At 68.2% G+C, this 25,222-nt stretch carries 40 protein-coding genes; 39 read left to right on the top strand and 1 reads right to left on the bottom strand.

The window, feature by feature from the left end:
• Positions 1-9: 9 nt before the first annotated feature.
• The 39 genes from rpsL to truA all read left to right on the top strand — a co-directional run bounded on the left by rpsL (position 10) and on the right by truA (position 24,372).
• A complete protein-coding gene (rpsL, locus tag ACQPZF_RS39110; protein WP_090015396.1) occupies positions 10-384 on the top strand; it encodes a 30S ribosomal protein S12 in 375 nt (124 codons plus the stop codon).
• Positions 384-854: a 30S ribosomal protein S7 gene (gene rpsG, locus ACQPZF_RS39105; RefSeq protein WP_184689371.1), complete on the top strand. Its 471-nt coding sequence runs from the start codon at positions 384-386 to the stop codon at positions 852-854. The genes rpsL and rpsG overlap by 1 nt, the downstream gene beginning before the upstream one ends.
• An 85-nt stretch (positions 855-939) precedes the next feature.
• Positions 940-3,042: an elongation factor G gene (fusA, locus tag ACQPZF_RS39100; RefSeq protein WP_433265833.1), complete on the top strand. Its 2,103-nt coding sequence runs from the start codon at positions 940-942 to the stop codon at positions 3,040-3,042.
• Between the two features lie 143 nt (positions 3,043-3,185).
• Positions 3,186-4,379 carry an elongation factor Tu gene (gene tuf / locus ACQPZF_RS39095; protein ID WP_433265831.1) on the top strand — a complete coding sequence of 398 codons (1,194 nt, stop codon included), beginning with the start codon at positions 3,186-3,188 and terminating at the stop codon, positions 4,377-4,379.
• A gap of 327 nt (positions 4,380-4,706) precedes the next feature.
• Positions 4,707-5,012, top strand: a complete 306-nt coding sequence (rpsJ, locus tag ACQPZF_RS39090; RefSeq protein ID WP_003938093.1) for a 30S ribosomal protein S10 — start codon at positions 4,707-4,709, stop codon at positions 5,010-5,012.
• 28 nt (positions 5,013-5,040) lie between these two features.
• On the top strand, positions 5,041-5,691 hold the full coding sequence (gene rplC, locus ACQPZF_RS39085; protein ID WP_433265829.1) for a 50S ribosomal protein L3: 651 nt from the start codon (positions 5,041-5,043) through the stop codon (positions 5,689-5,691).
• Positions 5,692-5,693: 2 nt separating this feature from the next.
• Positions 5,694-6,380 (top strand): 50S ribosomal protein L4, encoded by a 687-nt coding sequence (gene rplD, locus ACQPZF_RS39080; RefSeq protein WP_433265827.1) that lies wholly within the window; start codon positions 5,694-5,696, stop codon positions 6,378-6,380.
• Positions 6,377-6,676, top strand: coding sequence for a 50S ribosomal protein L23 (gene rplW, locus ACQPZF_RS39075; RefSeq protein WP_015105262.1), 300 nt, complete (start codon positions 6,377-6,379; stop codon positions 6,674-6,676). The genes rplD and rplW overlap by 4 nt, the downstream gene beginning before the upstream one ends.
• Positions 6,677-6,698: 22 nt before the next feature.
• Positions 6,699-7,532, top strand: coding sequence for a 50S ribosomal protein L2 (rplB, locus tag ACQPZF_RS39070; RefSeq protein WP_433265824.1), 834 nt, complete (start codon positions 6,699-6,701; stop codon positions 7,530-7,532).
• An 18-nt stretch (positions 7,533-7,550) separates the two neighbouring features.
• Entirely contained in the window at positions 7,551-7,832 is a 282-nt protein-coding gene (gene rpsS, locus ACQPZF_RS39065; RefSeq protein ID WP_015105260.1) for a 30S ribosomal protein S19, read from the top strand.
• A 35-nt stretch (positions 7,833-7,867) separates the two neighbouring features.
• Complete coding sequence (gene rplV, locus ACQPZF_RS39060) at positions 7,868-8,287, top strand: 50S ribosomal protein L22 (RefSeq protein ID WP_433265822.1); 420 nt, start codon at positions 7,868-7,870, stop codon at positions 8,285-8,287.
• Entirely contained in the window at positions 8,287-9,117 is an 831-nt protein-coding gene (rpsC, locus tag ACQPZF_RS39055) for a 30S ribosomal protein S3 (protein ID WP_433265820.1), read from the top strand. Before rplV ends, rpsC begins: the two co-directional genes overlap by 1 nt.
• A gap of 3 nt (positions 9,118-9,120) precedes the next feature.
• Complete coding sequence (gene rplP / locus ACQPZF_RS39050) at positions 9,121-9,540, top strand: 50S ribosomal protein L16 (protein WP_433265818.1); 420 nt, start codon at positions 9,121-9,123, stop codon at positions 9,538-9,540.
• A 3-nt stretch (positions 9,541-9,543) separates the two neighbouring features.
• Entirely contained in the window at positions 9,544-9,801 is a 258-nt protein-coding gene (gene rpmC / locus ACQPZF_RS39045) for a 50S ribosomal protein L29 (protein WP_433265816.1), read from the top strand.
• Positions 9,798-10,082: a 30S ribosomal protein S17 gene (rpsQ, locus tag ACQPZF_RS39040; RefSeq protein WP_433265814.1), complete on the top strand. Its 285-nt coding sequence runs from the start codon at positions 9,798-9,800 to the stop codon at positions 10,080-10,082. Before rpmC ends, rpsQ begins: the two co-directional genes overlap by 4 nt.
• 76 nt (positions 10,083-10,158) lie before the next feature.
• On the top strand, positions 10,159-10,527 hold the full coding sequence (rplN, locus tag ACQPZF_RS39035; RefSeq protein ID WP_033436721.1) for a 50S ribosomal protein L14: 369 nt from the start codon (positions 10,159-10,161) through the stop codon (positions 10,525-10,527).
• Positions 10,527-10,841, top strand: a complete 315-nt coding sequence (gene rplX, locus ACQPZF_RS39030) for a 50S ribosomal protein L24 (protein WP_433265811.1) — start codon at positions 10,527-10,529, stop codon at positions 10,839-10,841. The genes rplN and rplX overlap by 1 nt, the downstream gene beginning before the upstream one ends.
• Entirely contained in the window at positions 10,841-11,404 is a 564-nt protein-coding gene (gene rplE / locus ACQPZF_RS39025; RefSeq protein WP_433265809.1) for a 50S ribosomal protein L5, read from the top strand. The genes rplX and rplE overlap by 1 nt, the downstream gene beginning before the upstream one ends.
• 42 nt (positions 11,405-11,446) lie before the next feature.
• Positions 11,447-11,632: a type Z 30S ribosomal protein S14 gene (locus tag ACQPZF_RS39020; RefSeq protein ID WP_433265807.1), complete on the top strand. Its 186-nt coding sequence runs from the start codon at positions 11,447-11,449 to the stop codon at positions 11,630-11,632.
• A gap of 125 nt (positions 11,633-11,757) precedes the next feature.
• On the top strand, positions 11,758-12,156 hold the full coding sequence (rpsH, locus tag ACQPZF_RS39015; RefSeq protein ID WP_184689388.1) for a 30S ribosomal protein S8: 399 nt from the start codon (positions 11,758-11,760) through the stop codon (positions 12,154-12,156).
• 16 nt (positions 12,157-12,172) lie between these two features.
• A complete protein-coding gene (rplF, locus tag ACQPZF_RS39010; protein ID WP_433265805.1) occupies positions 12,173-12,712 on the top strand; it encodes a 50S ribosomal protein L6 in 540 nt (179 codons plus the stop codon).
• Position 12,713: 1 nt separating this feature from the next.
• Positions 12,714-13,112 (top strand): 50S ribosomal protein L18, encoded by a 399-nt coding sequence (gene rplR / locus ACQPZF_RS39005; RefSeq protein WP_221455483.1) that lies wholly within the window; start codon positions 12,714-12,716, stop codon positions 13,110-13,112.
• 46 nt (positions 13,113-13,158) lie between these two features.
• Positions 13,159-13,764 (top strand): 30S ribosomal protein S5, encoded by a 606-nt coding sequence (rpsE, locus tag ACQPZF_RS39000; protein ID WP_015105247.1) that lies wholly within the window; start codon positions 13,159-13,161, stop codon positions 13,762-13,764.
• Positions 13,765-13,768: 4 nt separating this feature from the next.
• Positions 13,769-13,957 (top strand): 50S ribosomal protein L30, encoded by a 189-nt coding sequence (rpmD, locus tag ACQPZF_RS38995; RefSeq protein WP_433265802.1) that lies wholly within the window; start codon positions 13,769-13,771, stop codon positions 13,955-13,957.
• The gene (gene rplO / locus ACQPZF_RS38990; RefSeq protein ID WP_433265800.1) at positions 13,954-14,397 is read left to right on the top strand and encodes a 50S ribosomal protein L15; all 444 of its coding nucleotides are present in this window, start codon (positions 13,954-13,956) and stop codon (positions 14,395-14,397) included. Before rpmD ends, rplO begins: the two co-directional genes overlap by 4 nt.
• Before the next feature lie 435 nt (positions 14,398-14,832).
• On the top strand, positions 14,833-15,459 hold the full coding sequence (locus tag ACQPZF_RS38985) for a LysE family translocator (RefSeq protein ID WP_433265798.1): 627 nt from the start codon (positions 14,833-14,835) through the stop codon (positions 15,457-15,459).
• Between the two features lie 252 nt (positions 15,460-15,711).
• Positions 15,712-17,022 (top strand): preprotein translocase subunit SecY, encoded by a 1,311-nt coding sequence (secY, locus tag ACQPZF_RS38980; protein WP_433265796.1) that lies wholly within the window; start codon positions 15,712-15,714, stop codon positions 17,020-17,022.
• On the top strand, positions 17,022-17,573 hold the full coding sequence (locus ACQPZF_RS38975; protein ID WP_433265794.1) for an adenylate kinase: 552 nt from the start codon (positions 17,022-17,024) through the stop codon (positions 17,571-17,573). The genes secY and ACQPZF_RS38975 overlap by 1 nt, the downstream gene beginning before the upstream one ends.
• 53 nt (positions 17,574-17,626) lie before the next feature.
• A complete protein-coding gene (gene map / locus ACQPZF_RS38970) occupies positions 17,627-18,400 on the top strand; it encodes a type I methionyl aminopeptidase (protein WP_433265793.1) in 774 nt (257 codons plus the stop codon).
• A 158-nt stretch (positions 18,401-18,558) separates the two neighbouring features.
• Complete coding sequence (locus tag ACQPZF_RS38965; RefSeq protein ID WP_433265791.1) at positions 18,559-19,008, top strand: DUF1707 SHOCT-like domain-containing protein; 450 nt, start codon at positions 18,559-18,561, stop codon at positions 19,006-19,008.
• Positions 19,005-19,352 (top strand): DUF1707 domain-containing protein, encoded by a 348-nt coding sequence (locus ACQPZF_RS38960; protein WP_433265789.1) that lies wholly within the window; start codon positions 19,005-19,007, stop codon positions 19,350-19,352. Before ACQPZF_RS38965 ends, ACQPZF_RS38960 begins: the two co-directional genes overlap by 4 nt.
• Before the next feature lie 237 nt (positions 19,353-19,589).
• Positions 19,590-19,811, top strand: a complete 222-nt coding sequence (gene infA, locus ACQPZF_RS38955) for a translation initiation factor IF-1 (RefSeq protein WP_009948665.1) — start codon at positions 19,590-19,592, stop codon at positions 19,809-19,811.
• 58 nt (positions 19,812-19,869) lie between these two features.
• The gene (gene rpmJ / locus ACQPZF_RS38950) at positions 19,870-19,983 is read left to right on the top strand and encodes a 50S ribosomal protein L36 (protein ID WP_010148647.1); all 114 of its coding nucleotides are present in this window, start codon (positions 19,870-19,872) and stop codon (positions 19,981-19,983) included.
• A gap of 219 nt (positions 19,984-20,202) precedes the next feature.
• Complete coding sequence (gene rpsM, locus ACQPZF_RS38945) at positions 20,203-20,583, top strand: 30S ribosomal protein S13 (protein ID WP_433265786.1); 381 nt, start codon at positions 20,203-20,205, stop codon at positions 20,581-20,583.
• 34 nt (positions 20,584-20,617) lie between these two features.
• On the top strand, positions 20,618-21,025 hold the full coding sequence (rpsK, locus tag ACQPZF_RS38940; protein ID WP_015105236.1) for a 30S ribosomal protein S11: 408 nt from the start codon (positions 20,618-20,620) through the stop codon (positions 21,023-21,025).
• A gap of 23 nt (positions 21,026-21,048) precedes the next feature.
• Positions 21,049-21,654 carry a 30S ribosomal protein S4 gene (gene rpsD / locus ACQPZF_RS38935; RefSeq protein WP_433265784.1) on the top strand — a complete coding sequence of 202 codons (606 nt, stop codon included), beginning with the start codon at positions 21,049-21,051 and terminating at the stop codon, positions 21,652-21,654.
• A 145-nt stretch (positions 21,655-21,799) separates the two neighbouring features.
• Positions 21,800-22,852, top strand: a complete 1,053-nt coding sequence (locus ACQPZF_RS38930) for a DNA-directed RNA polymerase subunit alpha (protein WP_433265782.1) — start codon at positions 21,800-21,802, stop codon at positions 22,850-22,852.
• A 57-nt stretch (positions 22,853-22,909) separates the two neighbouring features.
• Entirely contained in the window at positions 22,910-23,491 is a 582-nt protein-coding gene (gene rplQ, locus ACQPZF_RS38925; RefSeq protein ID WP_433265780.1) for a 50S ribosomal protein L17, read from the top strand.
• Between the two features lie 56 nt (positions 23,492-23,547).
• Complete coding sequence (gene truA / locus ACQPZF_RS38920; RefSeq protein WP_433265778.1) at positions 23,548-24,372, top strand: tRNA pseudouridine(38-40) synthase TruA; 825 nt, start codon at positions 23,548-23,550, stop codon at positions 24,370-24,372.
• Here the strand turns inward: truA and ACQPZF_RS38915 are convergent.
• Positions 24,305-25,153 (bottom strand): lysylphosphatidylglycerol synthase transmembrane domain-containing protein, encoded by an 849-nt coding sequence (locus tag ACQPZF_RS38915; RefSeq protein ID WP_433265776.1) that lies wholly within the window; start codon positions 25,151-25,153, stop codon positions 24,305-24,307. The two genes, truA and ACQPZF_RS38915, sit on opposite strands and share 68 nt — an antisense overlap.
• Positions 25,154-25,222 lie beyond the last annotated feature (69 nt).

The following is a 25,222-nucleotide window of genomic DNA, read 5'->3' as shown; positions in this document are numbered from 1 at the left end:
AGCCGGCGTATGCCAACGATCCAGCAACTGGTCCGAAAGGGCCGGACGGACAAGGTCGCCAAGCAGAAGACCGCGGCGCTCAAGGGCAGCCCGCAGCGGCGCGGTGTGTGCACCCGCGTCTACACGACCACGCCCAAGAAGCCGAACTCGGCGCTCCGCAAGGTCGCCCGCGTGAAGCTGACGAGCGGCATCGAGGTCACGGCCTACATCCCCGGTGAGGGCCACAACCTCCAGGAGCACTCGATGGTGCTCGTGCGCGGCGGTCGTGTGAAGGACCTGCCCGGTGTCCGCTACAAGATCATCCGCGGTTCCCTCGACACGCAGGGCGTGAAGAACCGCAAGCAGGCTCGCAGCCGCTACGGCGCGAAGAAGGAGAAGAGCTGATGCCCCGCAAGGGACCGGCCCCGAAGCGGCCGCTGATCTCCGACCCGGTCTACAGCTCTCCGCTGGTGACCCAGCTCATCAACAAGGTGCTGGTCGACGGCAAGCGCTCGGTGGCCGAGCGGATCGTGTACGGCGCCCTCGAAGGTGCCCGCGACAAGACGGGCACCGACCCGGTCGTCACGCTCAAGCGCGCGCTGGACAACGTCAAGCCCGCCCTAGAGGTGAAGAGCCGCCGCGTCGGTGGCGCCACCTACCAGGTGCCGATCGAGGTCAAGCCCGGTCGCGCGACGACGCTGGCGCTGCGCTGGCTGATCACCTTCTCCCGGCAGCGCCGGGAGAAGACCATGATCGAGCGCCTGATGAACGAGCTGCTCGACGCGAGCAACGGCCTGGGCGCGAGCGTCAAGCGCCGCGAGGACACCCACAAGATGGCCGAGTCGAACAAGGCCTTCGCCCACTACCGCTGGTGACGTGACGCCCGGCCGGTTCCCCGAGGACCGGCCGGGCTCTCCCAGCCCTAGTGAGCCTGCGAGCTCAAGACAGGGGAAGACAGCCGTGGCACAGGACGTGCTCACCGACCTGGCCAAGGTCCGCAACATCGGGATCATGGCCCACATCGACGCGGGCAAGACCACGACGACCGAGCGGATCCTCTTCTACACGGGGATCAACTACAAGATCGGCGAGGTCCACGACGGCGCCGCCACGATGGACTGGATGGAGCAGGAGCAGGAGCGCGGCATCACGATCACGTCCGCCGCGACGACCTGTTTCTGGAAGAACCACCAGATCAACCTCATCGACACGCCCGGCCACGTCGACTTCACCGTCGAGGTGGAGCGCAACCTCCGCGTGCTCGACGGCGCGGTGGCGGTGTTCGACGGCAAGGAAGGCGTCGAGCCCCAGTCCGAGCAGGTGTGGCGCCAGGCGACCAAGTACGACGTCCCCCGCATCTGCTTCGTCAACAAGATGGACAAGCTGGGCGCCGACTTCTACTTCACCGTGCGCACCATCTCCGAGCGCCTGGGCGCGAAGCCGCTCCCGATCCAGCTCCCGATCGGCGCGGAGAGCGACTTCATCGGCGTCATCGACCTGGTCGAGATGCGCGCGCTGACCTGGCGCGGCGAGGTCCAGAAGGGCGAGGACTACGCGGTCGAGGAGATCCCGGCCGACCTCGTGGACAAGGCGAACGAGTACCGCGAGAAGCTCGTCGAGGCCGTCGCCGAGACCGACGACGCCCTGATGGAGCTCTACCTCGGTGGCGAGGAACTGACCGTCGAGCAGATCAAGACGGGCATCCGCAAGATCGTCACCGACGCCTCGGCGTACCCGGTGCTGTGCGGCTCGGCGTTCAAGAACAAGGGCGTGCAGCCCATGCTCGACGCCGTGATCGACTACCTGCCGGCTCCGCTGGACCTCCCGCCGGTCGAGGGCACGCTGCAGGACGGCGAGACGCCGGCCTTCCGCAAGCCGTCGACGGACGAGCCGTTCTCGGCGCTCGCGTTCAAGATCGCCGCCCACCCGTTCTTCGGCAAGCTGACCTACATCCGGGTCTACTCGGGCAAGGTCTCCGCCGGCACCCAGGTCATCAACTCGACCAAGGACCGCAAGGAGCGCATCGGGAAGATCTTCCAGATGCACGCCAACAAGGAGAACCCGGTCGACGAGGCCATCGCGGGCCACATCTACGCCGTGATCGGCCTGAAGGACACCACCACCGGTGAGACCCTGAGCGACGCCCAGGCGCCCATCGTGCTGGAGTCCATGACCTTCCCCGAGCCGGTCATCGAGGTGGCGATCGAGCCCAAGACGAAGGCCGACCAGGAGAAGCTCAGCACGGCGATCCAGAAGCTGGCGGAGGAGGACCCGACCTTCCGCGTCAAGCAGGACGACGAGACCGGGCAGACGATCATCGCCGGCATGGGCGAGCTCCACCTGGACATCCTGGTGGACCGCATGCGCCGCGAGTTCAAGGTCGAGGCGAACATCGGCAAGCCGCAGGTGGCGTACCGCGAGACGATCCGCCGCAAGGTGGAGAAGTACTCGTACACGCACAAGAAGCAGACCGGTGGCTCGGGCCAGTTCGCCAAGGTCCTGGTCAACATCGAGCCGCTGGAGAAGAACGAGGCGGGCGCGCTCTACGAGTTCGTGAACGCGGTGACCGGTGGCCGCATCCCGCGGGAGTACATCCCGTCGGTGGACGCCGGCGCCCAGGACGCGATGCAGTACGGCGTGCTGGCGGGCTACCCGCTGGTCGGCATCAAGGTCACGCTGGTCGACGGCGCCTACCACGAAGTCGACTCGTCCGAGATGGCGTTCAAGATCGCCGGTTCGATGGCGCTCAAGGAAGCCGCCCGGAAGGCCGACCCGGCCCTCCTAGAGCCGATGATGGCGGTCGAAGTGACCACGCCCGAGGAGTACATGGGCGACGTCATCGGCGACCTGAACTCCCGCCGTGGCCAGATCCAGGCCATGGAGGAGCGCAGCGGCACCCGTGTCGTCAAGGCACTGGTCCCGCTGTCGGAGATGTTCGGGTACGTCGGCGACCTGCGGTCCAAGACCCAGGGTCGTGCGAACTACTCGATGACCTTTGACTCCTACGCCGAGGTTCCCACGAACGTCGCGAAGGAGATCATCGCGAAGGCGACGGGCGAGTAACCCCAACCGGAGCACCGCAGCACCACGCGGGCTCTCCGGGGTCTCTCGTCCCTGGGGTCCGCAGAACCCTGACGTGACGCCCGGTGGGTGGCAACGCAACCCACCCGCCGGGCAAAGCAATAGAAGTCCAGGAGGACAATCCAGTGGCGAAGGCGAAGTTCGAGCGGACGAAGCCGCACGTCAACATCGGCACCATCGGTCATATCGACCACGGTAAGACGACGCTGACCGCGGCGATCTCCAAGGTCCTGCACGACAAGTACCCGGACCTGAACCCCTTCACGCCGTTCGACCAGATCGACAAGGCGCCGGAGGAGAAGCAGCGCGGCATCACGATCTCGATCGCGCACATCGAGTACCAGACCGACAAGCGCCACTACGCGCACGTCGACTGCCCGGGTCACGCCGACTACATCAAGAACATGATCACCGGTGCGGCGCAGATGGACGGCGCCATCCTGGTGGTCGCGGCGACCGACGGCCCGATGCCGCAGACGAAGGAGCACGTCCTCCTGGCCCGCCAGGTCGGTGTGCCCTACATCGTGGTGGCCCTCAACAAGGCCGACATGGTGGACGACGAGGAGATCCTGGAGCTCGTCGAGCTCGAGGTCCGCGAGCTGCTCTCCGAGTACGAGTTCCCGGGCGACGACCTGCCGGTCGTGCGCGTCTCCGCGCTGAAGGCGCTGGAGGGCGACGCCGAGTGGGGCGAGAAGCTCATCGGTCTGATGGACGCCGTGGACGAGAACATCCCGGAGCCCGAGCGTGAGGTCGACCGGCCGTTCCTGATGCCGGTCGAGGACGTCTTCACGATCACCGGCCGCGGCACCGTCGTGACCGGTCGCATCGAGCGCGGCATCATCAAGGTCAACGAAGAGGTCGAGATCGTCGGCATCAAGGAGACCTCGAAGAAGACCACGGTCACCTCGATCGAGATGTTCAAGAAGTTCCTCGACGAGGGTCGCGCGGGCGACAACGCCGCCCTGCTGCTGCGCGGCATCAAGCGCGAGGAGGTGGAGCGCGGCATGGTCATCGTGAAGCCGGGCACCACCACCCCGCACACCGAGTTCGAGGCGCAGGTCTACATCCTGTCGAAGGACGAGGGTGGCCGGCACACGCCGTTCTTCAACAACTACCGCCCGCAGTTCTACTTCCGCACCACCGACGTGACCGGCGTCGTGACCCTCCCCGAGGGCACCGAGATGGTCATGCCGGGCGACACCACCTCCATGTCCGTGAAGCTGATCCAGCCGATCGCCATGGACGAGGGTCTGCGGTTCGCCATCCGCGAGGGTGGCCGGACGGTCGGCGCGGGCTCGGTCACCAAGATCCTCAAGTGACCTTGCTCCAACAACTCCACCCCCGATTTGGTCTGCGCACCCTCGTGTGCGACCATTGACGGGTTGCTCGTCGGGGCGGCCGGTTCCGTTCGGAACTCGGCCGCCCCGTCACGAGGGGATCGACAGCAAGACAATCCCACAGGTTTCATCAGTGGGACCGGTCTGTGGCCGAGGGCGCGACACGCCCGACCGCGTGGACCGGGCACCGTGACACCGCTGAGGTGTCAGTCCTGAATAGGGGGCGGTACGCGCCGGAGGTCTTCAACGGCCTCATTCCGGTTGCCCGCACCGCAGCGGTATCGAGAAGCAGAGGAACGGCAAGCCATCATGGCGGGACAGAAGATCCGCATCCGGCTCAAGGCCTACGACCACGAGGCGATCGACGCGTCCGCGCGCAAGATCGTCGAGACCGTGACGCGCACCGGCGCTCGGGTCGTCGGGCCTGTGCCGCTGCCCACTGAGAAGAACGTCTACTGCGTCATCCGCTCGCCGCACAAGTACAAGGACTCGCGCGAGCACTTCGAGATGCGCACGCACAAGCGTCTGATCGACATCCTCGACCCGACGCCGAAGACGGTGGACGCGCTCATGCGCATCGACCTGCCGGCGAGCGTCGACGTCAACATCCAGTAAGCGTTGGACGCGGAGAGTAACGAGACCAATGTCTGACAGGCAGGTTAAGGGCCTCCTGGGCACCAAGCTCGGCATGACTCAGGTCTTCGACGAGAACAACCGGATCGTCCCGGTCACCGTCGTCAAGGCAGAGCCGAACGTGGTCACCCAGGTCCGGACCCAGGAGAACGACGGCTACTCGGCCGTGCAGCTCGCCTTCGGCGCGATCGACCCGCGCAAGGTGAAGAAGCCCGTCGCGGGCCACTTCGCCAAGGCCGGGGTCACGCCCCGTCGCCAGTTGGCGGAGCTGCGCACCACGGACGCATCCGAGTACCAGGTCGGCCAGGAGGTCACCGCTGAGGTGTTCGAGGCCGGCGCTGTGGTCGACGTGGTCGGCACCAGCAAGGGCAAGGGCACCGCTGGTGTGATGAAGCGCCACGGCTTCCACGGCCTCGGCGCGAGCCACGGCACCCAGCGCAAGCACCGCTCGCCCGGCTCCATCGGCGGCTGCGCCACGCCCGGCCGCGTGTTCAAGGGCGTGCGCATGGCGGGCCGCATGGGCCACGTGCGCGTGACCACCCAGAACCTGAAGGTGCACAAGGTCGACGTCGAGTCCGGCCTGCTGCTCATCAAGGGCGCGGTGCCCGGCCCCAAGGGCGGCACCGTGTTCGTCAAGACCGCTGCGAAGGGTGGTGCCTGATCATGACTTCCGTTGAGATCCGCACCCCGGAGGGCAAGACCGACGGCAACGTCGAGCTGCCCGCCGCGATCTTCGACGCGCAGGCGAACGTCGCGCTGCTGCACCAGGTCGTCGTGGCCCAGCTCGCCGCGGCACGCCAGGGCACGCACTCGACGAAGACCCGCGGCGAGGTGTCCGGCGGTGGCAAGAAGCCGTACCGGCAGAAGGGCACCGGCCGCGCCCGCCAGGGCTCGACCCGCGCGCCGCAGTTCGCCGGCGGTGGCATCGTGCACGGTCCCCAGCCGCGCGACTACAGCCAGCGCACCCCCAAGAAGATGAAGGCCGCCGCCCTGCGCGGCGCCCTCTCCGACCGGGCGCGCGCCGGGCAGGTCCACGTGGTGAGCGGCTTCGTCGCGGGTGACACCCCGTCGACCAAGACCGCCCGCAAGGTGCTGGACTCCGTGACCGAGGCCCGCCGGGTGCTGGCCGTGCTGTTGCGCACCGAAGAGGTCTCGTGGGTCAGCCTGCGCAACCTGCCGCACGTGCACATCATCGCCCCGGACCAGCTGAACACCTACGACGTGCTGGTCAACGACGACGTGGTGTTCACCAAGGACGCTCTGGACGTGTTCCTGGCCAGCAGGGCCCAGCAGGGCCCCGGCTCGGCCGAGGCGATCGCCGGTTCGTCCGAAGTGGAGGACGAGAAGTGATCCCCGACCACAGGGACATCCTGCTCGCGCCGGTCATCTCCGAGAAGTCCTACGGGCTCCTGGAGGAGAACAAGTACACCTTCGTGGTGGCTCCCGGCTCGAACAAGACCCAGATCAAGATTGCCGTGGAGAAGGTCTTCGGCGTCAAGGTCGTCAGCGTCAACACGATCAACCGCCAGGGCAAGCGCAAGCGCACCCGGACGGGCTTCGGCAAGCGCAAGGACACCAAGCGCGCCATCGTGACGCTGTCCGCCGAGAGCAAGCCGATCGAGATCTTCGGCGGCCCGGCCGCCTGATGACGACGAGGACTGCGTAGAGATGGGCATTCGCAAGTACAAGCCGACGACCCCCGGTCGTCGCGGTGCGAGCGTCTCCGACTTCGCCGAGATCACTCGGTCGACGCCGGAGAAGTCGCTGATCCGCCCGCTGCACGGCCGCGGTGGCCGCAACGCGTCGGGCAAGATCACGACGCGGCACAAGGGTGGCGGTCACAAGCGGGCGTACCGCCTGATCGACTTCCGCCGCACCGACAAGGACGGCGTCCCGGCCAAGGTCGCTCACATCGAGTACGACCCCAACCGCACCGCGCGCATCGCGCTGCTGCACTACGTCGACGGCGAGAAGCGCTACATCATCGCCCCGGCCAAGCTCAAGCAGGGTGACCGGATCGAGAACGGCCCCAAGGCCGACATCAAGCCGGGCAACAACCTGCCGCTGCGCAACATCCCGGTCGGCACCGTGGTGCACGCGATCGAGCTCCGCCCCGGCGGCGGCGCGAAGATCGCCCGCTCGGCGGGCGCCAGCGTGCAGCTCGTCGCCAAGGACGGCCCGTACGCCCAGTTGCGGATGCCCTCGGGCGAGATCCGCAACGTGGACGTCCGCTGCCGCGCCACGGTCGGCGAGGTCGGCAACGCCGAGCACCAGAACATCAACTGGGGCAAGGCGGGCCGCATGCGGTGGAAGGGCAGGAAGCCCACCGTCCGCGGTGTCGCCATGAACCCGGTCGACCACCCGCACGGCGGTGGTGAGGGCAAGACCTCCGGTGGTCGCCACCCGGTGAACCCGGCCGGCAAGCCCGAAGGCCGTACCCGCCGCCGCAAGGCAAGCGACAAGCTCATCGTCCGGCGTCGTCGCACCGGTAAGAAGCGCTGAGCAGGGAGGGAGTGAAGGATGCCACGCAGCCTTAAGAAGGGCCCCTTCGTCGACGACCACCTGCTCAAGAAGGTGGACGTCCTCAACGAGTCGGGCAAGAAGACCGTCATCAAGACCTGGTCCCGCCGGTCGACGATCATCCCCGACATGCTGGGCCACACGATCGCGGTGCACGACGGCCGCAAGCACGTGCCGGTGTTCGTGACGGAGGCGATGGTCGGGCACAAGCTCGGCGAGTTCGCGCCCACGCGCACGTTCAAGGGTCACATCAAGGACGACCGGAAGTCGCGCCGCCGCTAGGCGACGAACTAGAGGAAGAGCAAGGGGAAGCAGCGATGAACGCCCGTAACGAAGCTGAGGCGCAGGAGTTCCCGCGCGCCGTGGCTCGGGCTCGCTACGTCCGCGACACGCCGATGAAGGTGCGCCGCGTCGTCGAGCTCATCAGGGGCCGTAGCGCCGGCGAAGCCTTGGCCGTGCTCCAGTTCGCGCCTCAGGCGGCAAGTGAGCCGGTCCGCAAGGTGCTCGCGAGCGCCGTGGCCAACGCCGAGAACAACCTGTCCCTGGACCCGGACACCCTGTGGGTGTCGAAGGTCTACGTGGACGAAGGCCCGACCCTCAAGCGGTTCCGCCCGCGGGCCCAGGGCCGCGCGTACCGGATCCGCAAGCGGACGAGCCACATCACCGTCGAGGTGGAGTCCCGTCCGAAGAAGACCAGCGCGAAGGCCGGCGCTGACTCGAAGAAGGGGGCTCGGTAGTGGGCCAGAAGATCAACCCACACGGGTTCCGGCTGGGCATCACCACCGACTGGAAGTCCCGCTGGTACGCCGACAAGCAGTACGCCGAGTACGTGGCCGAGGACGTCAAGATCCGCAAGCTGCTCTCGCGCGGCATGGAGCGCGCCGGCATCTCCAAGGTGGAGATCGAGCGCACCCGCGACCGGGTCCGCGTCGACATCCACACCGCCCGGCCGGGCATCGTCATCGGCCGGCGCGGCGCGGAGGCCGACCGCATCCGCGGTGAGCTGGAGAAGCTCACCAAGAAGCAGGTGCAGCTCAACATCCTTGAGGTGAAGAGCCCGGAGTCGGACGCGCAGCTCGTCGCGCAGGGCGTGGCCGAGCAGCTTTCCAACCGCGTGGCCTTCCGCCGCGCGATGCGCAAGGCCATCCAGTCGGCCATGCGCTCGCCGCAGGTGAAGGGCATCCGCGTGCAGTGCGGCGGCCGTCTCGGCGGCGCCGAGATGTCCCGCTCCGAGCACTACCGCGACGGCCGCGTGCCGCTGCACACGCTGCGCGCCGACATCGACTACGGCTTCTTCGAGGCCCGCACCACGTTCGGCCGGATCGGCGTGAAGGTGTGGATCTACAAGGGCGACATCGTCGGTGGCATCAGCGCGAAGCGCGAGCGGGACGCCGCGCCGTCGTCGGCCGAGCGCGCACCGCGGCGCGACCGCGGCGACCGCCCGAACCGGGCCCGCCGTTCCGGCGCCAGCGGCACCACGGCGACGAGCACCGAGGCCGGACGGGCCGCGGCCGACGCACAGGCCACGGACGCCCCGGCCGCGACCGAACAGAAGACGGAGGGCTGAGTCGTGCTCATCCCGCGCAGGGTTAAGCACCGCAAGCAGCACCACCCCGGTCGGTCCGGTGCTGCCAAGGGCGGCACGAGGGTCACCTTCGGCGAGTACGGCATCCAGGCTCTGGAGCCCGCTTACGTGACCAACCGGCAGATCGAGTCGGCGCGTATCGCCATCACGCGGCACATCCGCCGTGGTGGCAAGGTCTGGATCAACATCTTCCCGGACCGCCCGCTGACCAAGAAGCCGGCCGAGACCCGCATGGGTTCCGGCAAGGGCTCGCCCGAGTGGTGGGTCGCGAACGTCAAGCCGGGTCGCGTGCTCTTCGAGATGAGCTTCCCGAACGAGACGGTGGCCCGCGAGGCGCTCCGCCGCGCGATCCACAAGCTCCCGATGAAGTGCCGCATCGTTACGCGTGAGGGTGGTGAGTTCTAGCCAATGGCAAGCACTGAAGCGGGTTCCGCGGCTTCGTTGCTGCGTGAGCTCACCGAGGAAGAGCTCGTGCTGCGCCTGAGGGAGGCGAAGGAGGAGCTGTTCAACCTCCGTTTCCAGATGGCCACCGGGCAGTTGGACAACAACCGCCGTCTCCGGACGGTCCGGCACGAGATCGCCCGGATCTACACCGTGATGCGGGAGCGGGAGCTGGGTCTCTCGACCTCTCCTGACGGGGTTTCCACTGGTGAGGGTGCGGCATGACCGAGAGCAACGAAGTGACTGAGACCCAGACGCGCAACGACCGCAAGGTCCGCGAGGGCTACGTCGTGTCCGACAAGATGGACAAGACGATCGTCGTCGCGCTGGAGGACCGGAAGAAGCACCGCCGGTACGCCAAGGTCCTGCGCTCCACCACCAAGGTGAAGGCGCACGACGAGCAGAACACCGCCGGCGTCGGCGACCGGGTGCTCCTGATGGAGACCCGGCCGCTGTCGGCCACCAAGCGCTGGCGCCTTGTCGAGATCCTCGAGAAGGCCAAGTAAGCCCGAACCGGGCACCACGGACCGAGCCCGTCAGGTCGGCAATCTGGCGGGCCAGGAATGGTCAAGGAGTAGGTAAGTGATCCAGCAGGAGTCGCGGCTGCGCGTCGCCGACAACACCGGTGCGAAGGAGATCCTCTGCATCCGTGTTCTCGGTGGCTCGGGCCGCCGCTACGCGGGTATCGGGGACATCATCGTCGCCACGGTGAAGCAGGCCATCCCCGGCGCCGGCGTGAAGAAGGGCGACGTGGTCAAGGCCGTCATCGTCCGCACCGTCAAGGAGAAGCGCCGTCCCGACGGCTCTTACATCCGGTTCGACGAGAACGCCGCGGTGCTCATCAAGAACGACAACGAGCCGCGGGGCACCCGCATCTTCGGCCCGGTCGGTCGAGAGCTGCGCGACAAGAAGTTCATGAAGATCATCTCGTTGGCGCCGGAGGTGCTCTGATGAAGGTGAAAAAGGGCGACACGGTCGTCGTCATCGCCGGTAAGGACAAGGGTGCGCGCGGCAAGGTCATCATGGCCTACCCGGCGCAGAACCGGATCCTGGTCGAGGGCGTCAACCGGATCAAGAAGCACACCCGGATCACGCAGACCCAGCGCGGCGCGCAGTCGGGCGGCATCGTGACCCAGGAGGCCTCCATCCACGTGTCGAACGTGATGGTGGTCGACTCGGACGGCAAGCCGACCCGGGTGGGCTACCGGACGAACGACGAGGGCAAGCGGGTCCGCATTTCCCGTCGTAACGGGAAGGACATCTGATGACCACCGTTGAGAAGACCATTCCTCGGCTGAAGACGCGCTACCGCGAGGAGATCGTCGCGGAGCTGCGCAAGCAGTTCGAGTACGGCAACGTGATGCAGATCCCGGGCGTCGTGAAGGTCGTCGTCAACATGGGTGTCGGCGACGCCGCCCGCGACGGCAAGCTGATCGAGGGCGCCGTCAAGGACCTCTCCATCATCACCGGCCAGCGCCCCGAGGTCCGCAAGGCCCGGAAGTCCATCGCGCAGTTCAAGCTGCGCGAGGGCATGCCGATCGGTGCGCGCGTCACGCTGCGCGGCGACCGTATGTGGGAGTTCCTGGACCGGCTGCTGACCATCGCGCTGCCCCGTATCCGCGACTTCCGCGGCCTGTCGGCCAAGCAGTTCGACGGCAACGGCAACTACACGTTCGGTCTCAACGAGCAGTCGATGTTCCACGAGATCGACCCGGACGCGATCGACCGTCCCCGCGGTATGGACATCACCGTGGTCACGACCGCGACCAACGACGACGAGGGCCGGGCGCTGCTGAAGCTCCTGGGCTTCCCGTTCAAGGAGCAGTGACCCGATGTCCGTTGCCGAGCGTTGCAACAAGGAGAACTGAGAATGGCCAAGAAGGCGCTAGTCAACAAGGCCGCGGCCAAGCCGAAGTTCAAGGTGCGGGGTTACACCCGCTGCCAGCGTTGCGGTCGCCCCCACTCGGTGTTCCGCAAGTTCGGCCTGTGCCGGATCTGCCTCCGCGAGATGGCGCACCGCGGCGAGCTGCCCGGTGTGAACAAGTCAAGCTGGTAGTCCCGGCTCGGCGCAGTCTTTTCGAATATTCCACTTCGCTGTAGGCCCGCTCACGACCAGCCGGCCGCAAGGCAGGCTCGGACCCTGACTGGGGAACCGCAGCGAGAAAGGTTGACCAGGTCACCATGACGATGACCGACCCGATCGCAGACATGTTGACGCGTCTGCGGAACGCGAACTCGGCTTACCACGACAAGGTCGTGATGCCGCACTCGAAGCTGAAGGCGAACATCGCCGAGATCCTCAAGCGCGAGGGCTACATCGCGAGCTACCGCGACGAGCAGGGCGAAGTTGCGAAGAACCTGGTGGTCGAGCTGAAGTACGGCCCGAACCGGGAGCGCAGCATCGCCGGTCTCCGGCGCGTGTCCAAGCCCGGTCTGCGGGTCTACGCGAAGTCGACCAACCTGCCGAAGGTCCTCGGCGGCCTCGGCGTCGCGATCATTTCGACCTCTGGCGGTCTGCTGACCGACCGCCAGGCCAACAAGCAGGGCGTGGGCGGAGAAGTCCTCGCCTACGTCTGGTGAGGGAGGGGGACTAGGCATGTCGCGCATCGGAAAGCTGCCGATCACCGTCCCCTCCGGGGTCGACGTGGACATCGCGGGCCGGGCCGTCAGCGTGAAGGGGCCCAAGGGCACCCTGTCGCTGACGATCGCCGAGCCGATCATCATCGAGAAGGTCGAGGACGGCACCCTTGAGGTGAAGCGTCCCAACGACGAGCGTCGGAGCCGTTCGCTCCACGGCCTGTCCCGCACCCTGGTGCAGAACATGGTCATCGGCGTGACCCAGGGCTACGAGAAGAAGATGGAAATCCACGGGGTCGGCTACCGTGTCGCGCTGAAGGGCTCCGACCTGGAGTTCGCGCTCGGCTACAGCCACCCGGTGAAGGTCGAGGCCCCCGACGGCATCACCTTCGCGGTGGAGACCCCGACCCGGTTCTCCGTGTCGGGCATCGACAAGCAGCTCGTGGGCGAGGTCGCCGCCAACATCCGCAAGCTGCGCAAGCCCGACCCGTACAAGGGCAAGGGTGTCCGCTACGCGGGCGAGAAGATCCGCCGCAAGGTCGGAAAGACGGGTAAGTGACATGAGCGAGACTGCAACCAAGCGGAAGCCGGTCGGCAAGGACATCTCGACCACGCGCCGCATCGCCAAGACCCGCCGTCACTTCCGCCTGCGCAAGAAGGTCAGCGGCACCGCCGAGCGTCCTCGCCTGGTCGTGCACCGGTCGTCGAAGCACATCACCGTGCAGATCATCGACGACCTGGCCGGCCACACCCTGGCGGCTGCCTCCTCGGTGGAGGCGGACGTCCGCGCGGTCGACGGCGACAAGAAGGCCCGTGCCGCGAAGGTCGGCCAACTGGCCGCGGCCCGTGCCAAGGACGCCGGCATCACCAAGGTCGTGTTCGACCGCGGCGGCAACGCCTACCACGGTCGGATCGCCGCTCTGGCCGACGCTGCCCGCGAGGCAGGGCTGGAGTTCTGACCGTGTACAACAACGCGAACATCATCCGAATTGAGAGGGACGCCTGATGCCAGGACGCACGCGTCGCGAAGGCGGCGGGGGCGAGCGCGGAGAGCGTCGCGACCGTCGTGACGGCGGCCGCGGCGGCGCGGCCCAGGAGAAGACCCCGCACCTGGAGCGCGTGGTTGCGATCAACCGCGTCTCCAAGGTCGTGAAGGGTGGTCGTCGCTTCAGCTTCACCGCTCTGGTCGTGGTCGGCGACGGCGACGGCATGGTCGGTGTCGGCTACGGCAAGGCCAAGGAAGTGCCGGCCGCGATCGCCAAGGGTGTCGAGGAGGCGAAGAAGAACTTCTTCCGCGTCCCCCGCATCGCGGGCACGATCCCGCACCCCGTGCAGGGCGAGAAGGCGGCCGGCGTGGTGCTGCTGCGCCCGGCCTCGGCCGGTACCGGCGTCATCGCCGGTGGCGCGGTCCGCGCGGTGCTGGAGTGCGCCGGCGTCCACGACGTGCTGAGCAAGTCGCTGGGCTCCGACAACGCCATCAACATCGTGCACGCCACCGTGGCGGCCCTGAAGGGCCTCCAGCGTCCCGAGGAAGTCGCGGCCCGCCGCGGCCTGCCCCTGGAGGACGTGGCTCCCGCCGGCATGCTCCGCGCCCGCGCAGGGGCGGTGTGACCCCATGGCACAACAGCTCAAGGTCACCCAGGTGAAGAGCAGCATCGGTAGCAAGCACAACCACCGTGAGTCCCTGCGGACCCTGGGGTTGCGCAAGATCCGCCAGTCGGTGGTCCGCGAGGACACGCCGCAGGTGCGCGGCCTGATCCACGCCGTGCGCCACCTGGTGGTCGTCGAGGAGGTCCAGTCGTGACCATCAAGATCCATGACCTGCGTCCGGCCCCCGGCGCCAAGACCGCGAAGACCCGAGTCGGTCGCGGTGAGGGCTCGAAGGGCAAGACGGCAGGCCGAGGCACGAAGGGCACCGGCGCGCGGAAGAACGTCTCCCCGCGCTTCGAAGGTGGCCAGATGCCCCTGCACATGCGCCTGCCGAAGCTGAAGGGCTTCCGCAACCCGTTCCGGACCGAGTACCAGGTCGTGAACGTGGGCGACCTGGCCCGGGTCTTCCCGGACGGCGGCCGGGTCGACGTGGACGCACTGATCCACGCGGGCCTGGTGCGGAAGAACGAGCTGGTGAAGGTCCTCGGCAACGGAGACCTGAACGGCGTGAAGCTGGACGTCGTGGCCAACAAGTTCTCCGGCAGCGCGGTCGACAAGATCGCAGCCGCCGGCGGCACCACGACGGTGCTCTAGACAAGACCAGAACCAAGCACCACCAGAAAGGCCCTCGGAAGCCTCAAGCTCCGGGGGCCTTTCGCTACGCGCTACGCGCACACCCCCGGTTGGCTACGCGCTACGCGCACACTCCCGGTCGGGCTGCGCGCAGCGCACACCCCGAGCTGGGCTGCGTGTCATCCCCGTATGGCCTGCCCGCAGGGAACCGCGCTTGTCCAGGGAGCGCAAGCACGCTTTTCGCTTGCGCTCCCTGGACAAGGGTGGTGGTCTTTGACCAGGCCATACGGGGATGACACGACGCCCGAGTCCTGCCCTTGTGATCATCCTTGGCGGCCTGCCAGTCCGGCGAGGACGCTTGAACGCACTTCGACCAAGCGCCCGCCGAGACCCCCTGCAACCCCACCGTTCGCGCAGGGCGTAAAACAACTTGCCCCACCTTTTAACGTCACCCCCATGTGGCTAGCAGTCTTCTTCGGCGCCTCCCTGGCGGTAGCCCTGACCCCGGGAGCGAACAACCTCCTAGGCCTGCACCACGCGGTACACCACGGCCCAACCAGGGCCACCACCGCCCTATCAGGCCGCCTAGCCGCCTTCACGATCATGATCGCGGCAGTAGTAGCAGGCCTGGGCCCCGTACTGGCGGCCTCCCACACCGCCCTGCTGATCATCAAATGGCTGGGCGTGGTTTACCTGACCTACCTGGCGGCACGCATCTTCTTCACACCTACACACCCCGAAAGAGCACCCGAACAGGGCCACCCGCTACGCAAAGAGTTCCTGACCGCGATCACCAACCCGAAGGCACTGTTGATCTTCACCGCCTTCGTCCCCCAGTTCGTGGACCCGGCCAGAGGCGACGTCCCCACCCAACTGGCCCTCCTGGGCGCGGTCTACCTGGCAGCAGAAGCCCTGGCAGGCACCGGTTACATCACCATCGGCACGATCATCCGCAAGGCCGACCTCACCAAGAAGGCCAGGCGCCGCCTGGACCTGGGCACCGGCACGGTCCTCCTAGCCATGGCCGGCCTGCTGGCCACCACCGCCACCACCGCCACCACCCCCACCCCCGGCCGAACTTGATCCATTCGGGGGCTTGCGAACCGGCGTAGTCGATCAGGTACGAAGTGTGAAGGACGACTGACTACGGCGATCGGCCAAGCGGCTGTTAAAGTCGCGGGCTGAACCCGGATGTCCTCCGGGTCGGTCGCGGCTACCCGTCGCGTCCGCCACCGCCGGCGCGGCCGGCGGAAAGACCGCAAGACTGTGCCGGCAACACAGCCGGTACCGCAGGATGCCGACCCCGGCGGGGCGGCAACGCTGATGGAGGTTCGCGTGCTCGGCGCATTCCGCTCGGCTCTCGCGACGCCGGACCTACGGAAGAAGATCCTGTTCACACTCGGGATCGTCGTGGTGTACCGGCTGGGCGCGACCATGCCCGCGCCGGGCGTCTCCTTCAAGAACGTGAAAGCGTGTGTCGAACAGGTCGACCAGCAGGGCATCTACTCCCTGATCAACCTGTTCAGCGGCGGCGCGCTGCTCAACCTGTCGATCTTCGCGCTGGGCATCATGCCCTACATCACCGCGAGCATCATCGTGCAGCTCCTCACCGTGGTCATCCCGCGGTTCGAGCAGTTGAAGAAGGAAGGTCAGGCGGGTCAGGGCAAGCTGACCCAGTACACCCGGTACCTGACCATCGCGCTCGCGGTCCTCCAGTCCACGGGCATCGTGGCCCTCGCGGTGCGCGGCCAGCTATTCGCGAACTGCGACGTCCCGGTCATCCCGGCGCAGGACGTCTGGACCCTCATCGTCCTGATCGTGACGATGACCGCGGGCACCAGCGTCATCATGTGGCTCGGCGAGATCATCACCGAGAAGGGGATCGGCAACGGCATGTCGCTGCTGATCTTCACCGGCATCGCGGCGCGCATCCCGGCCGAGGGCCAGCTCATCCTCAACCGCGGCGGCCTGACCTTCTTCCTGGTCTGCGTCGCGGCACTGCTCATCATCGCCAGCGTCATCTACGTGGAGCAGGCCCAGCGCCGCATCCCGGTGCAGTACGCGAAGCGCATGATCGGCCGCCGGATGTACGGCGGCACCTCGACCTACCTGCCGCTCAAGGTGAACCAGGCCGGTGTCATCCCGGTCATCTTCGCCTCGTCGCTGCTCTACCTGCCCGACCTGATCTCGCGGCTGACCGCCTCGACCGACGGGTCGGCGCCCGGCTGGTTCGCGACCTTCGTCGCCACCCACCTGGTCACCCAGTCCAGCCCGGTGCACATCGCGCTGTACTTCCTGCTGATCGTCTTCTTCACCTACTTCTACGTCGGCATCACGTTCAACCCGGACGAGCGTGCGGACGAGATGAAGAAGTTCGGTGGGTTCATCCCGGGTATCCGACCGGGTCGACCCACCGCCGAGTACCTCCGCTTCGTCCTGGGGCGGATCACGCTGCCTGGCTCGATCTACCTGGGCATCGTCGCCATCCTGCCGAACTTCTTCCTGGACATCACCGACCAGGGGCAGAACCAGAACTTCCCGTTCGGCGGCACGGCGGTGCTGATCATGGTGGGTGTCGGCCTCGACACTGTTAAGCAGATCGAGAGCCAGCTCATGCAGCGCAATTACGAAGGGTTCCTCCGCTAGTGCGACTCGTTCTCGTCGGCCCGCCCGGAGCGGGCAAGGGCACTCAGGCCGAACTGATCAAGAACAAGCTCGGCGTGCCGCACATCTCCACCGGGGACCTCTTCCGCGCTCACATCAGCCAGCAGACCGATCTCGGCAAGGAGGTCCAGGAATACCTGGACGCCGGCGAGCTGGTGCCGGACGAGGTGACCAACGAGATGGTCCGGGCCCGCCTGGCCCAGCCCGACGCGGCGGACGGCTTCCTGCTCGACGGGTTCCCGCGCAACACCGCCCAGGCGGGCGTGCTCGGCGAGATCCTCGCCGCCGAGGGCCACCGCCTGGACGCCGTGCTGGAGTTCCGGATCGACGAGGACGTCGTCGTGGAGCGCCTGCTGGCCCGTGGCCGGGCGGACGACAAGGAAGAGGTCATCCGCCACCGCCAGCAGGTGTACCGCTCGGAGACCGCGCCGCTGCTCGACTACTACTCCGGCATCGTCGTGACCATCGACGCGGTCGGCGACGTGGAGGAGATCAGCGAGCGGGCGCTGCGCGCGCTGCGCGGCGAGAAGTGACCGGTGGCCTCCTCCATGCTCTGCGCAACGTCGTGCCGGGCGGTCGCGACCGCATGATCGAGATCAAGAGCCGCGGCCAGCTAGAGGCCATGCGGGCCGCCGGCCTGGTCGTGGCGCGGACCCTGGCCCTGCTCGCCGAGCACACCAAGGTCGGCGTCAGCACGGGCGAGCTGGACGAGCTGGCCGAGCAGAGCATCCGGGACGCGGGCGCGATCCCGAGCTTCAAGGGCTACCACGGGTTCCCGGCGAGCATCTGCGCGTCGGTCAACGAGCAGGTCGTCCACGGGATCCCGAGCAGGACCCAGGTCCTGGCCGAGGGTGACCTCATCTCGATCGACTGCGGCGCCATCCTGGACGGCTGGCACGGCGACTCGGCCGTCACCCTGCCGGTGGGCGTGGTGACGGCGGCCGAGACGAGCCTGTCCGACGCCACCCGCGCCTCGATGCTCGCGGGCATCGAGGCGGCCGTGCCGGGCGGGCGGCTCAGCGACATCTCGTTCGCCATCGAGTCGGCCACCATCCTGGCCGGCGAGCGGGACGGCGTCGAGTACGGCATCGTGGAGGGCTACGGCGGCCACGGCATCGGCACCAAGATGCACATGGACCCGTTCCTGCCGAACTACGGCAAGCCCGGCAAGGGCCCGCGCCTGAAGGTCGGCATGGCGATCGCCATCGAGCCGATGCTGACCCTGGGCAGCGAGCGGACCGTGGAGCTGGACGACGGCTGGACCGTGGTCACCGCGGACGGGTCGCGGGCGGCGCACTGGGAGCACAGCGTGGCCATCACCGACGACGGCCCGTGGGTCCTCACCGCACCGGCGGACTGACCCGGCCGGTGGACCGACCCCGGTTGGCAGACCGACCTGGCCTGTGGGCCGACGCAGCCCGTGGACCGGCCCAGTCGGCGCGGCGGGGGCCGGCCACCGCCCCAAGCGGGGGGCTAGCCCCCTTCTTGGCCACCACCGGTCCGGGCCACCATGGACGGGTGACGCATCCTGTGCGGCCCGAGGACATGCGGGCCTCCGACGCCGAGCGCGAAGTGGTACAGCAGTGGCTCCACCGGGCGCATGCCGATGGCAGCCTCGACCTCGCCGAGTTCGACCAGCGGGTCGTGCGCACCTGGCAGGCGAAGACCCGGGGTGAGCTGGCGGCCCTCACCGCCGACCTGCCGCAGACCGCCCTCACCCAGACCGGCGTGGTCCGCGAGCCACCGCCGAAGCCGGTGGTCGCCAAGCGCGGCTCCGGCGGGAAGACCGCGCTCCGGGTGCTGACCACGATCTGGATGAGCGTGAGCGCGTTCAACTTCGCCATCTGGCTGCTGGTCAGCCTGCTCGGCGGGCAGGGCCTGGTGCACCCGTGGTTCCTGTGGGTCGCGGTGCCCGCCGGGTCCGTGCTGGGCGTCGTCTGGCTGGTGACCGTCCGGCCGGCCAGGTGACCGACTTCCGGCGCGACGACCGCGCGGCCGTCGCCGACGAACTCTCCCGGGCCAGGGCCGAGGGGAGGCTCACCGACGCCGAGTACGCGGAGCGCATCCGGCTGGTGGCCGCCGCGGACAGCTACGCCGAGCTGACCGCCCTGACCGCCGACCTGCCCCGGGAAGGGCTGCCGGCCACGCCGGTCAGGCGGTCGAAGAAGAAGCGGTTCGCGGTCTACCTGGTGGTGACCTCGGTGAACTTCCTGGTGTGGGGCATCCTCAGCCTCTCGCTGGGCGACGTGCTCCACCCGTGGTGGGTCTGGGTCGCCGTGTTCTGGGGCCTGCTGGTCCTCATCGCACCCTAGATCCCGCGACCGGGCGTGACCGACGACACCGCCCGCGGACCGGCCGGACGGGGTCGATTTGGGCAAACCCGCAGACCCGCGTACTATGGACAGGTGGCGCACACGTAGCGCCGGTTCCGCCATGCCTGTGACGCAACTCCACGGCTGGCAGGGTTCGCGAGGGCCTTGAAGGAGTCGGGGCCGGCGCGTGCCCGCAACCCACCAGTGAAGTACCCACCGTCACGAAACGCGGAGGACATGGGCAAGAAGGACGGGGCCATTGAGGTCGAGGGCCGCGTAATCGAACCGCTTCCCAACGCGATGTTCCGCGTCGAGTTGGAGAACGGTCACAAGGTCCTGGCACACATCAGCGGCAAGATGCGTCAGCACTACATCCGCATCCTCCCCGAGGACCGGGTTGTCGTGGAGCTCTCGCCCTACGACCTGTCCCGCGGGCGCATCGTCTACCGCTACAAGTGACCTCCACGGTGCCCCCGAAGCCTCGTGGGCACCTGGCGACAAGCAGGAGAGCTCAGGCGTGAAGGTCCAGCCGAGCGTCAAGAAGATCTGCGACAAGTGCAAGGTGATCCGCCGTCACGGCCGGGTCATGGTGATCTGCGAGAACCTGCGCCACAAGCAGCGCCAGGGCTGACCAGAGCCCCCTAGCACGACGTCGCGGTCCTCGCCGGACGCGACACACAAGCAAGCCTCTTCGCACCTGCCCCGCCCCTCACCGGGCAGGGCACACCCCCGGACTCCAGGCCGGGGCCGGGACACCGGCCGTGAGAGCGGTCGGTACTGACACAGCGAGTCAGTCCCGGAATCGGGCGAGGAGCAGACCTGGAGCGAAACCGACAGGAGCAAGCGCCGTATGGCACGACTCGCTGGCGTCGACCTCCCCCGCGACAAGCGGATGGAGATCGCGCTCACCTACATCTTCGGCATTGGTCGCACCCGCTCCAAGGAGCTGCTGACCGCCACCGAGATCTCCCCTGACCTGCGCGTCAAGGACCTCGGGGACGACGACCTCGCCAAGTTGCGGGACTACATCGAGAACCACTTCAAGGTCGAGGGTGACCTCCGCCGCGAGGTTCAGGCCGACATCCGCCGCAAGATGGAAATCGGCTGCTACGAGGGCCTGCGCCACCGTCGCAACCTGCCCGTCCGCGGGCAGCGCACCAAGACGAACGCGCGCACTCGTAAGGGTCCGAAGAAGACCGTGGCGGGCAAGAAGAAGGCCGGCAAGAAGTAAGACCTCGCGAACTTAAGTAGGAGATCACCCAGAGATGCCACCCAAGTCCCGCACGGGCGCCGGGGTCAAGAAGGTCCGGCGCAAGGAAAAGAAGAACGTCTCGCACGGCCAGGCGCACATCAAGAGCACGTTCAACAACACCATCGTGTCCATCACGGACCCGCTGGGGAACGTGATTAGCTGGGCGTCCGCCGGCCACGTCGGCTTCAAGGGCTCCCGGAAGTCCACGCCGTTCGCCGCGCAGATGGCCGCCGAGAACGCCGCCCGCAAGGCCGCCGAGCACGGCATGCGCAAGGTGGACGTGTTCGTCAAGGGCCCCGGCTCCGGCCGCGAGACCGCGATCCGTTCGCTCCAGGCCGCCGGCCTGGAGGTCGGCACCATCCAGGACGTGACCCCGCAGCCCCACAACGGCTGCCGCCCGCCCAAGCGGCGCCGGGTCTGAGGCACGGGGAGGAGTAAGAACACATGGCTCGCTACACGGGACCAGCCACCCGCATCTCGCGCCGTCTCAAGGTCGACCTCGTCGGCGGGGACCAGGCGTTCGAGCGCCGTCCTTACCCGCCCGGCCAGCACGGTCGCGGTCGGATCAAGGAGTCCGAGTACCTCCTGCAGTTGCAGGAGAAGCAGAAGGCCCGCTACACGTACGGCGTGCTGGAGAAGCAGTTCCGCCGCTACTACGAGGAAGCGGTCCGCCGCACCGGCAAGACCGGTGAGAACCTGCTCCAGATCCTGGAGTCGCGGCTGGACAACGTGGTGTACCGCGCGGGTCTCGCGCGCACCCGTCGCCAGGCGCGCCAGCTCGTCAGCCACGGGCACTTCCTGGTCAACGGCCAGAAGGTGAACATCCCCAGCTACCGGGTGTCGAAGTTCGACATCATCGACGTGAAGCCGAAGTCGCTGCCCACGCTGCCCTTCGAGGCCGCGCGCGTGTCGTTCGGCGACCGTCCGATCCCGGCGTGGCTCCAGGTCGTGCAGTCCAACCTGCGCATCCTGGTCCACCAGTTGCCCGAGCGGGCGCAGATCGACACGCCCGTCACCGAGCAGCTCATCGTCGAGCTCTACTCGAAGTGATCCTCCTGGGGGGCGTTCGGCCCGATCGCCCCCCAGTCGGATCGCGCGACGGCACGGAATGGTGTGCCGCACGCGTTCGCCGGTCTCCGCGACCGGCATTCCCGGCGTCATATGGCGGTCGCCGGGTTGAGAAGGGAAGAACCCAATGCTGATTTCCCAGCGCCCCTCGCTCAGCGAGGAAGCGGTCAACGAGACCCGCTCCCGGTTCGTCATCGAGCCGCTGGAGCCGGGCTTCGGCTACACCCTCGGCAACTCCATCCGCCGCACCCTGCTGTCGTCCATCCCCGGCGCGGCCGTGACCAGCATCCGCATCGACGGTGTGCTGCACGAGTTCACGACCGTCCCCGGTGTGAAGGAAGACGTCACCGACATCATCCTCAACCTCAAGGAGCTGGTCGTCAGCTCCGAGGAGGACGAGCCGGTGACCATGTACCTGCGCAAGCAGGGGCCGGGCGCGGTGACCGCCGGCGACATCGTGCCCCCGGCCGGTGTCACGGTGCACAACCCCGACCTGCACATCGCGACCCTGAACGGCAAGGGCAAGCTGGAGATCGAGCTCGTGGTCGAGCGCGGTCGCGGCTACGTCCCCGCCGTGCAGAACAAGCAGGCCGGAGCCGAGATCGGCCGCATCCCCGTCGACTCGATCTACTCGCCCGTCATGAAGGTGACCTACAAGGTCGAGGCCACCCGTGTCGAGCAGCGGACCGACTTCGACAAGCTGATCCTCGACGTCGAGACCAAGCCCTCCATCACGCCGCGTGACGCTGTGGCGTCGGCGGGCAAGACGCTGGTGGAGCTGTTCGGGCTCGCGCGCGAGCTGAACGTCGACGCCGAGGGCATCGAGATCGGACCTTCGCCCGCCGAGGCGGACACCATCGCGGCGTTCGCGATGCCGATCGAGGACCTGGACCTCACCGTCCGGTCCTACAACTGCCTCAAGCGCGAGGGCATCCACACGGTGGGCGAGCTGGTCTCGCGCAGCGAGGCGGACCTGCTGGACATCCGGAACTTCGGTGCGAAGTCGATCGACGAGGTCAAGATGAAGCTCGTCGGCCTCGGCTTGGCGCTGAAGGACAGCCCCCCCGGGTTCGACCCCTCGGCCGCCGCGTCCGACTACCCCTCCGAGGGTTGGGGCGCGGACCCCGGCGTGGACAGCCACGACGACGGCCAGGACTACGCGGAGACCGAGCAGCTCTGAGGCCGCCAGCGGCCGGGCCGGAGCAGAGGATCAGAAAGTAATCCGAGGAGCAATTCGATGCCTACCCCCACCAAGGGACCGCGTCTCGGGGGCTCGCCGGCCCACGAGCGGCTCATGCTGGCCAACCTGGCCACTTCGCTGTTCACCCACGGTCGGATCACGACCACGGAGGCGAAGGCCAAGCGGCTGCGTCCCTACGCCGAGAAGCTGATCAGCAAGGCGAAGGTCGGCGACCTGCACAACCGTCGCGAGATCCTCAAGGTCATCCGCGACAAGGACATCGTGCACAAGCTGTTCGCCGAGATCGGCCCGCAGTTCGCGGATCGTCCGGGCGGCTACACCCGCATCACCAAGACGCTGGCGCGCAAGGGCGACAACGCCCCCATGGCCGTGATCGAGCTGGTGCAGGAGAAGACGGTCACCTCCGAGGCCGAGCGGGCCCGGAAGACCAAGTTCGCCAAGGACGAGGCCCCGAAGGCCGCCGCGACCGACGAGGTCGAGGAGACCAAGGCCGCCGAGGTCGCCGACCAGGACGCGGACGCGCCCGAGTCGGCCACCAAGGACGCCGCCGAGGAGCCCGCCGAGGGCGCTTCGGACGACGAGCCGAAGGCCGAGGACAAGAAGAAGGACGAGTCCTGACCGACTCTTCCGCCGACGAGCCCGTCGTTCCCGCTGGGGGCGACGGGCTCGTTCGTGTGCGCTTGGACCTGGCGTACGACGGCACCGACTTCTCCGGGTGGGCGCGGCAGCCGGCGCGGCGCACGGTGTGCGGGGTGCTGGAGGACACCATGTCCACGGTGCTGCGGGAGGACGTGACCCTCACCGTGGCGGGCCGGACGGACGCCGGGGTGCACGCGGCCGGCCAGGTGGCGCACGCCGACCTGTCGTCCGCCGTGGACGTCGCCGGGCTGCCCCGCCGGCTCGCGCGGGCGCTGCCCGGGGACGTCCGGGTGTTCTCGGCCCGGGTGGTCCCCGCCGCTTTCGACGCGCGGTTCTCGGCGTTGCGGCGGCACTACGAGTACCGGGTGTCGGACGCGGCCCACGGCGCGCACCCGTTGCGGCGCTTGGACACCTTGGCGTGGCCGCGTCCGCTCGACGTGGCGGCGCTGACCGAGGCCTCGGCGTTGTTGTTGGGGGAACAGGACTTCCGCGCGTTCTGCCGGCGGCGCGAGGGCGCCACCACGATCCGCGAGTTGCAGCGGCTGTCGTGGGAGCGTGCCGGGGACGTGCTGACGGCTTCCGTGTCGGCGGACGCCTTCTGTCACTCGATGGTGCGGAGCCTGGTGGGCGCGCTGCTGGCCGTGGGCGAAGGGCGGAAACCCGTGGGGTGGCCCGCTTCGCTGCTGTCGTCGACCGCCCGGTCCAGCGCGGTGACGGTCGCGCCGCCGCACGGTTTGTCACTCGTGCGGGTGGACTACCCGGACGACTCCGACCTGGCCGCGCGGGCGCTCGTCACGCGGAACGTGCGCGTCGGACGTGCCAGCTCAGCCACACCACACCGCCCATCGGGATCTCGATGAGGTAGGTGAAGAACGCGAACAACACCACGCCCGCGACCGCCGGCGCGGCGGGTGTGCCGAGCGCGACGAGCAGCGCGATGGTGCCGTTCTCGCTGACCCCGAAGCCGCCGGGGGTGATCACGGCGAGGGTGAGCAGGCGGCTCACCGCGAAGGCGGCGATCAGCGCGGGCACCGTCAGTCGGCTGCCGGTGACGGCGAGGCAGCACCACAGCAGCAGGGCTTGCAGCACCAGGTAGGCGATCATGCCGAGGGTCATGCCCACCCAGCTTGCGCGGACGACCTGGCCGGTGTCGCGGTGCAGGCGGATCAGGAAGCGGCGGGCCCTGCCCTTGAGCAGGCCGCTCAGCTTGCGCAGGCCCACCAGGACCACGATGGCGGTCGTCAGGGCGGCGGCGGACGCCACCGTCGCGGCGAGGACGCCGTTGCCGAGGACCGCCGCGCCTTGGACGGCGAGCGCGAGCAGCGGGAGGGCTACCCGGAACAGGGTGTTCCAGAGGCCGCTGACGATGGTGGACGTGGTGATGGCGCGGGCGCCGTGGCCCCAGCTCGCGGCCATGACGGCGGTGACCGCCACGCCTGCCGCGCCGCCGAAGGGGAGCAGGTTGCTGACCGCGCTGCCGGCCGCGTTGAGGCTGAACGCCCTGGTGTGGGTCAGGCCGGGGAGGGAGCCGGTGAGGACGTAGGTGTACGCCCAGAGGCCGGTGAGCCAGAGGGCGGTGAGGCCGAGCAGGGCGGTCGGACCGACTTGGGCGAGGCGGTCCGCGATGGTCGCCCAGCCCACGCCGCCGATGGTGGGGATCAGGGCTATGACCAGCCACGCTGCCAGGGTCAGGGAGGCCAGGGAGGCGGT

Origin of the sequence: Actinosynnema sp. CS-041913 (assembly GCF_050942485.1) — a bacterium.
In the GTDB taxonomy this organism is placed as follows: domain Bacteria; phylum Actinomycetota; class Actinomycetes; order Mycobacteriales; family Pseudonocardiaceae; genus Actinosynnema.
Note: the sequence above shows the minus strand (reverse complement) of the source record. Positions and strands in the feature narration are given on the sequence as shown.

Bases quoted from the DNA above. Each gene is read 5' to 3' on its own strand.
- rpsL (WP_090015396.1), top strand. From the start codon at position 10: ATGCCAACGATCCAGCAACTGGTCCGAAAGGGCCGGACGGACAAGGTC.
- rpsG (WP_184689371.1), top strand. From the start codon at position 384: ATGCCCCGCAAGGGACCGGCCCCGAAGCGGCCGCTGATCTCCGACCCG.
- rpsJ (WP_003938093.1), top strand. From the start codon at position 4,707: ATGGCGGGACAGAAGATCCGCATCCGGCTCAAGGCCTACGACCACGAG.
- rplC (WP_433265829.1), top strand. From the start codon at position 5,041: ATGTCTGACAGGCAGGTTAAGGGCCTCCTGGGCACCAAGCTCGGCATG.
- rplD (WP_433265827.1), top strand. From the start codon at position 5,694: ATGACTTCCGTTGAGATCCGCACCCCGGAGGGCAAGACCGACGGCAAC.
- rplB (WP_433265824.1), top strand. From the start codon at position 6,699: ATGGGCATTCGCAAGTACAAGCCGACGACCCCCGGTCGTCGCGGTGCG.
- rpsS (WP_015105260.1), top strand. From the start codon at position 7,551: ATGCCACGCAGCCTTAAGAAGGGCCCCTTCGTCGACGACCACCTGCTC.
- rplV (WP_433265822.1), top strand. From the start codon at position 7,868: ATGAACGCCCGTAACGAAGCTGAGGCGCAGGAGTTCCCGCGCGCCGTG.
- rpmC (WP_433265816.1), top strand. From the start codon at position 9,544: ATGGCAAGCACTGAAGCGGGTTCCGCGGCTTCGTTGCTGCGTGAGCTC.
- rpsQ (WP_433265814.1), top strand. From the start codon at position 9,798: ATGACCGAGAGCAACGAAGTGACTGAGACCCAGACGCGCAACGACCGC.
- rplX (WP_433265811.1), top strand. From the start codon at position 10,527: ATGAAGGTGAAAAAGGGCGACACGGTCGTCGTCATCGCCGGTAAGGAC.
- rplE (WP_433265809.1), top strand. From the start codon at position 10,841: ATGACCACCGTTGAGAAGACCATTCCTCGGCTGAAGACGCGCTACCGC.
- ACQPZF_RS39020 (WP_433265807.1), top strand. From the start codon at position 11,447: ATGGCCAAGAAGGCGCTAGTCAACAAGGCCGCGGCCAAGCCGAAGTTC.
- rpsH (WP_184689388.1), top strand. From the start codon at position 11,758: ATGACGATGACCGACCCGATCGCAGACATGTTGACGCGTCTGCGGAAC.
- rplF (WP_433265805.1), top strand. From the start codon at position 12,173: ATGTCGCGCATCGGAAAGCTGCCGATCACCGTCCCCTCCGGGGTCGAC.
- rplR (WP_221455483.1), top strand. From the start codon at position 12,714: ATGAGCGAGACTGCAACCAAGCGGAAGCCGGTCGGCAAGGACATCTCG.
- rpsE (WP_015105247.1), top strand. From the start codon at position 13,159: ATGCCAGGACGCACGCGTCGCGAAGGCGGCGGGGGCGAGCGCGGAGAG.
- rpmD (WP_433265802.1), top strand. From the start codon at position 13,769: ATGGCACAACAGCTCAAGGTCACCCAGGTGAAGAGCAGCATCGGTAGC.
- ACQPZF_RS38985 (WP_433265798.1), top strand. From the start codon at position 14,833: ATGTGGCTAGCAGTCTTCTTCGGCGCCTCCCTGGCGGTAGCCCTGACC.
- map (WP_433265793.1), top strand. From the start codon at position 17,627: ATGATCGAGATCAAGAGCCGCGGCCAGCTAGAGGCCATGCGGGCCGCC.
- infA (WP_009948665.1), top strand. From the start codon at position 19,590: ATGGGCAAGAAGGACGGGGCCATTGAGGTCGAGGGCCGCGTAATCGAA.
- rpsM (WP_433265786.1), top strand. From the start codon at position 20,203: ATGGCACGACTCGCTGGCGTCGACCTCCCCCGCGACAAGCGGATGGAG.
- rpsK (WP_015105236.1), top strand. From the start codon at position 20,618: ATGCCACCCAAGTCCCGCACGGGCGCCGGGGTCAAGAAGGTCCGGCGC.
- rpsD (WP_433265784.1), top strand. From the start codon at position 21,049: ATGGCTCGCTACACGGGACCAGCCACCCGCATCTCGCGCCGTCTCAAG.
- ACQPZF_RS38930 (WP_433265782.1), top strand. From the start codon at position 21,800: ATGCTGATTTCCCAGCGCCCCTCGCTCAGCGAGGAAGCGGTCAACGAG.
- rplQ (WP_433265780.1), top strand. From the start codon at position 22,910: ATGCCTACCCCCACCAAGGGACCGCGTCTCGGGGGCTCGCCGGCCCAC.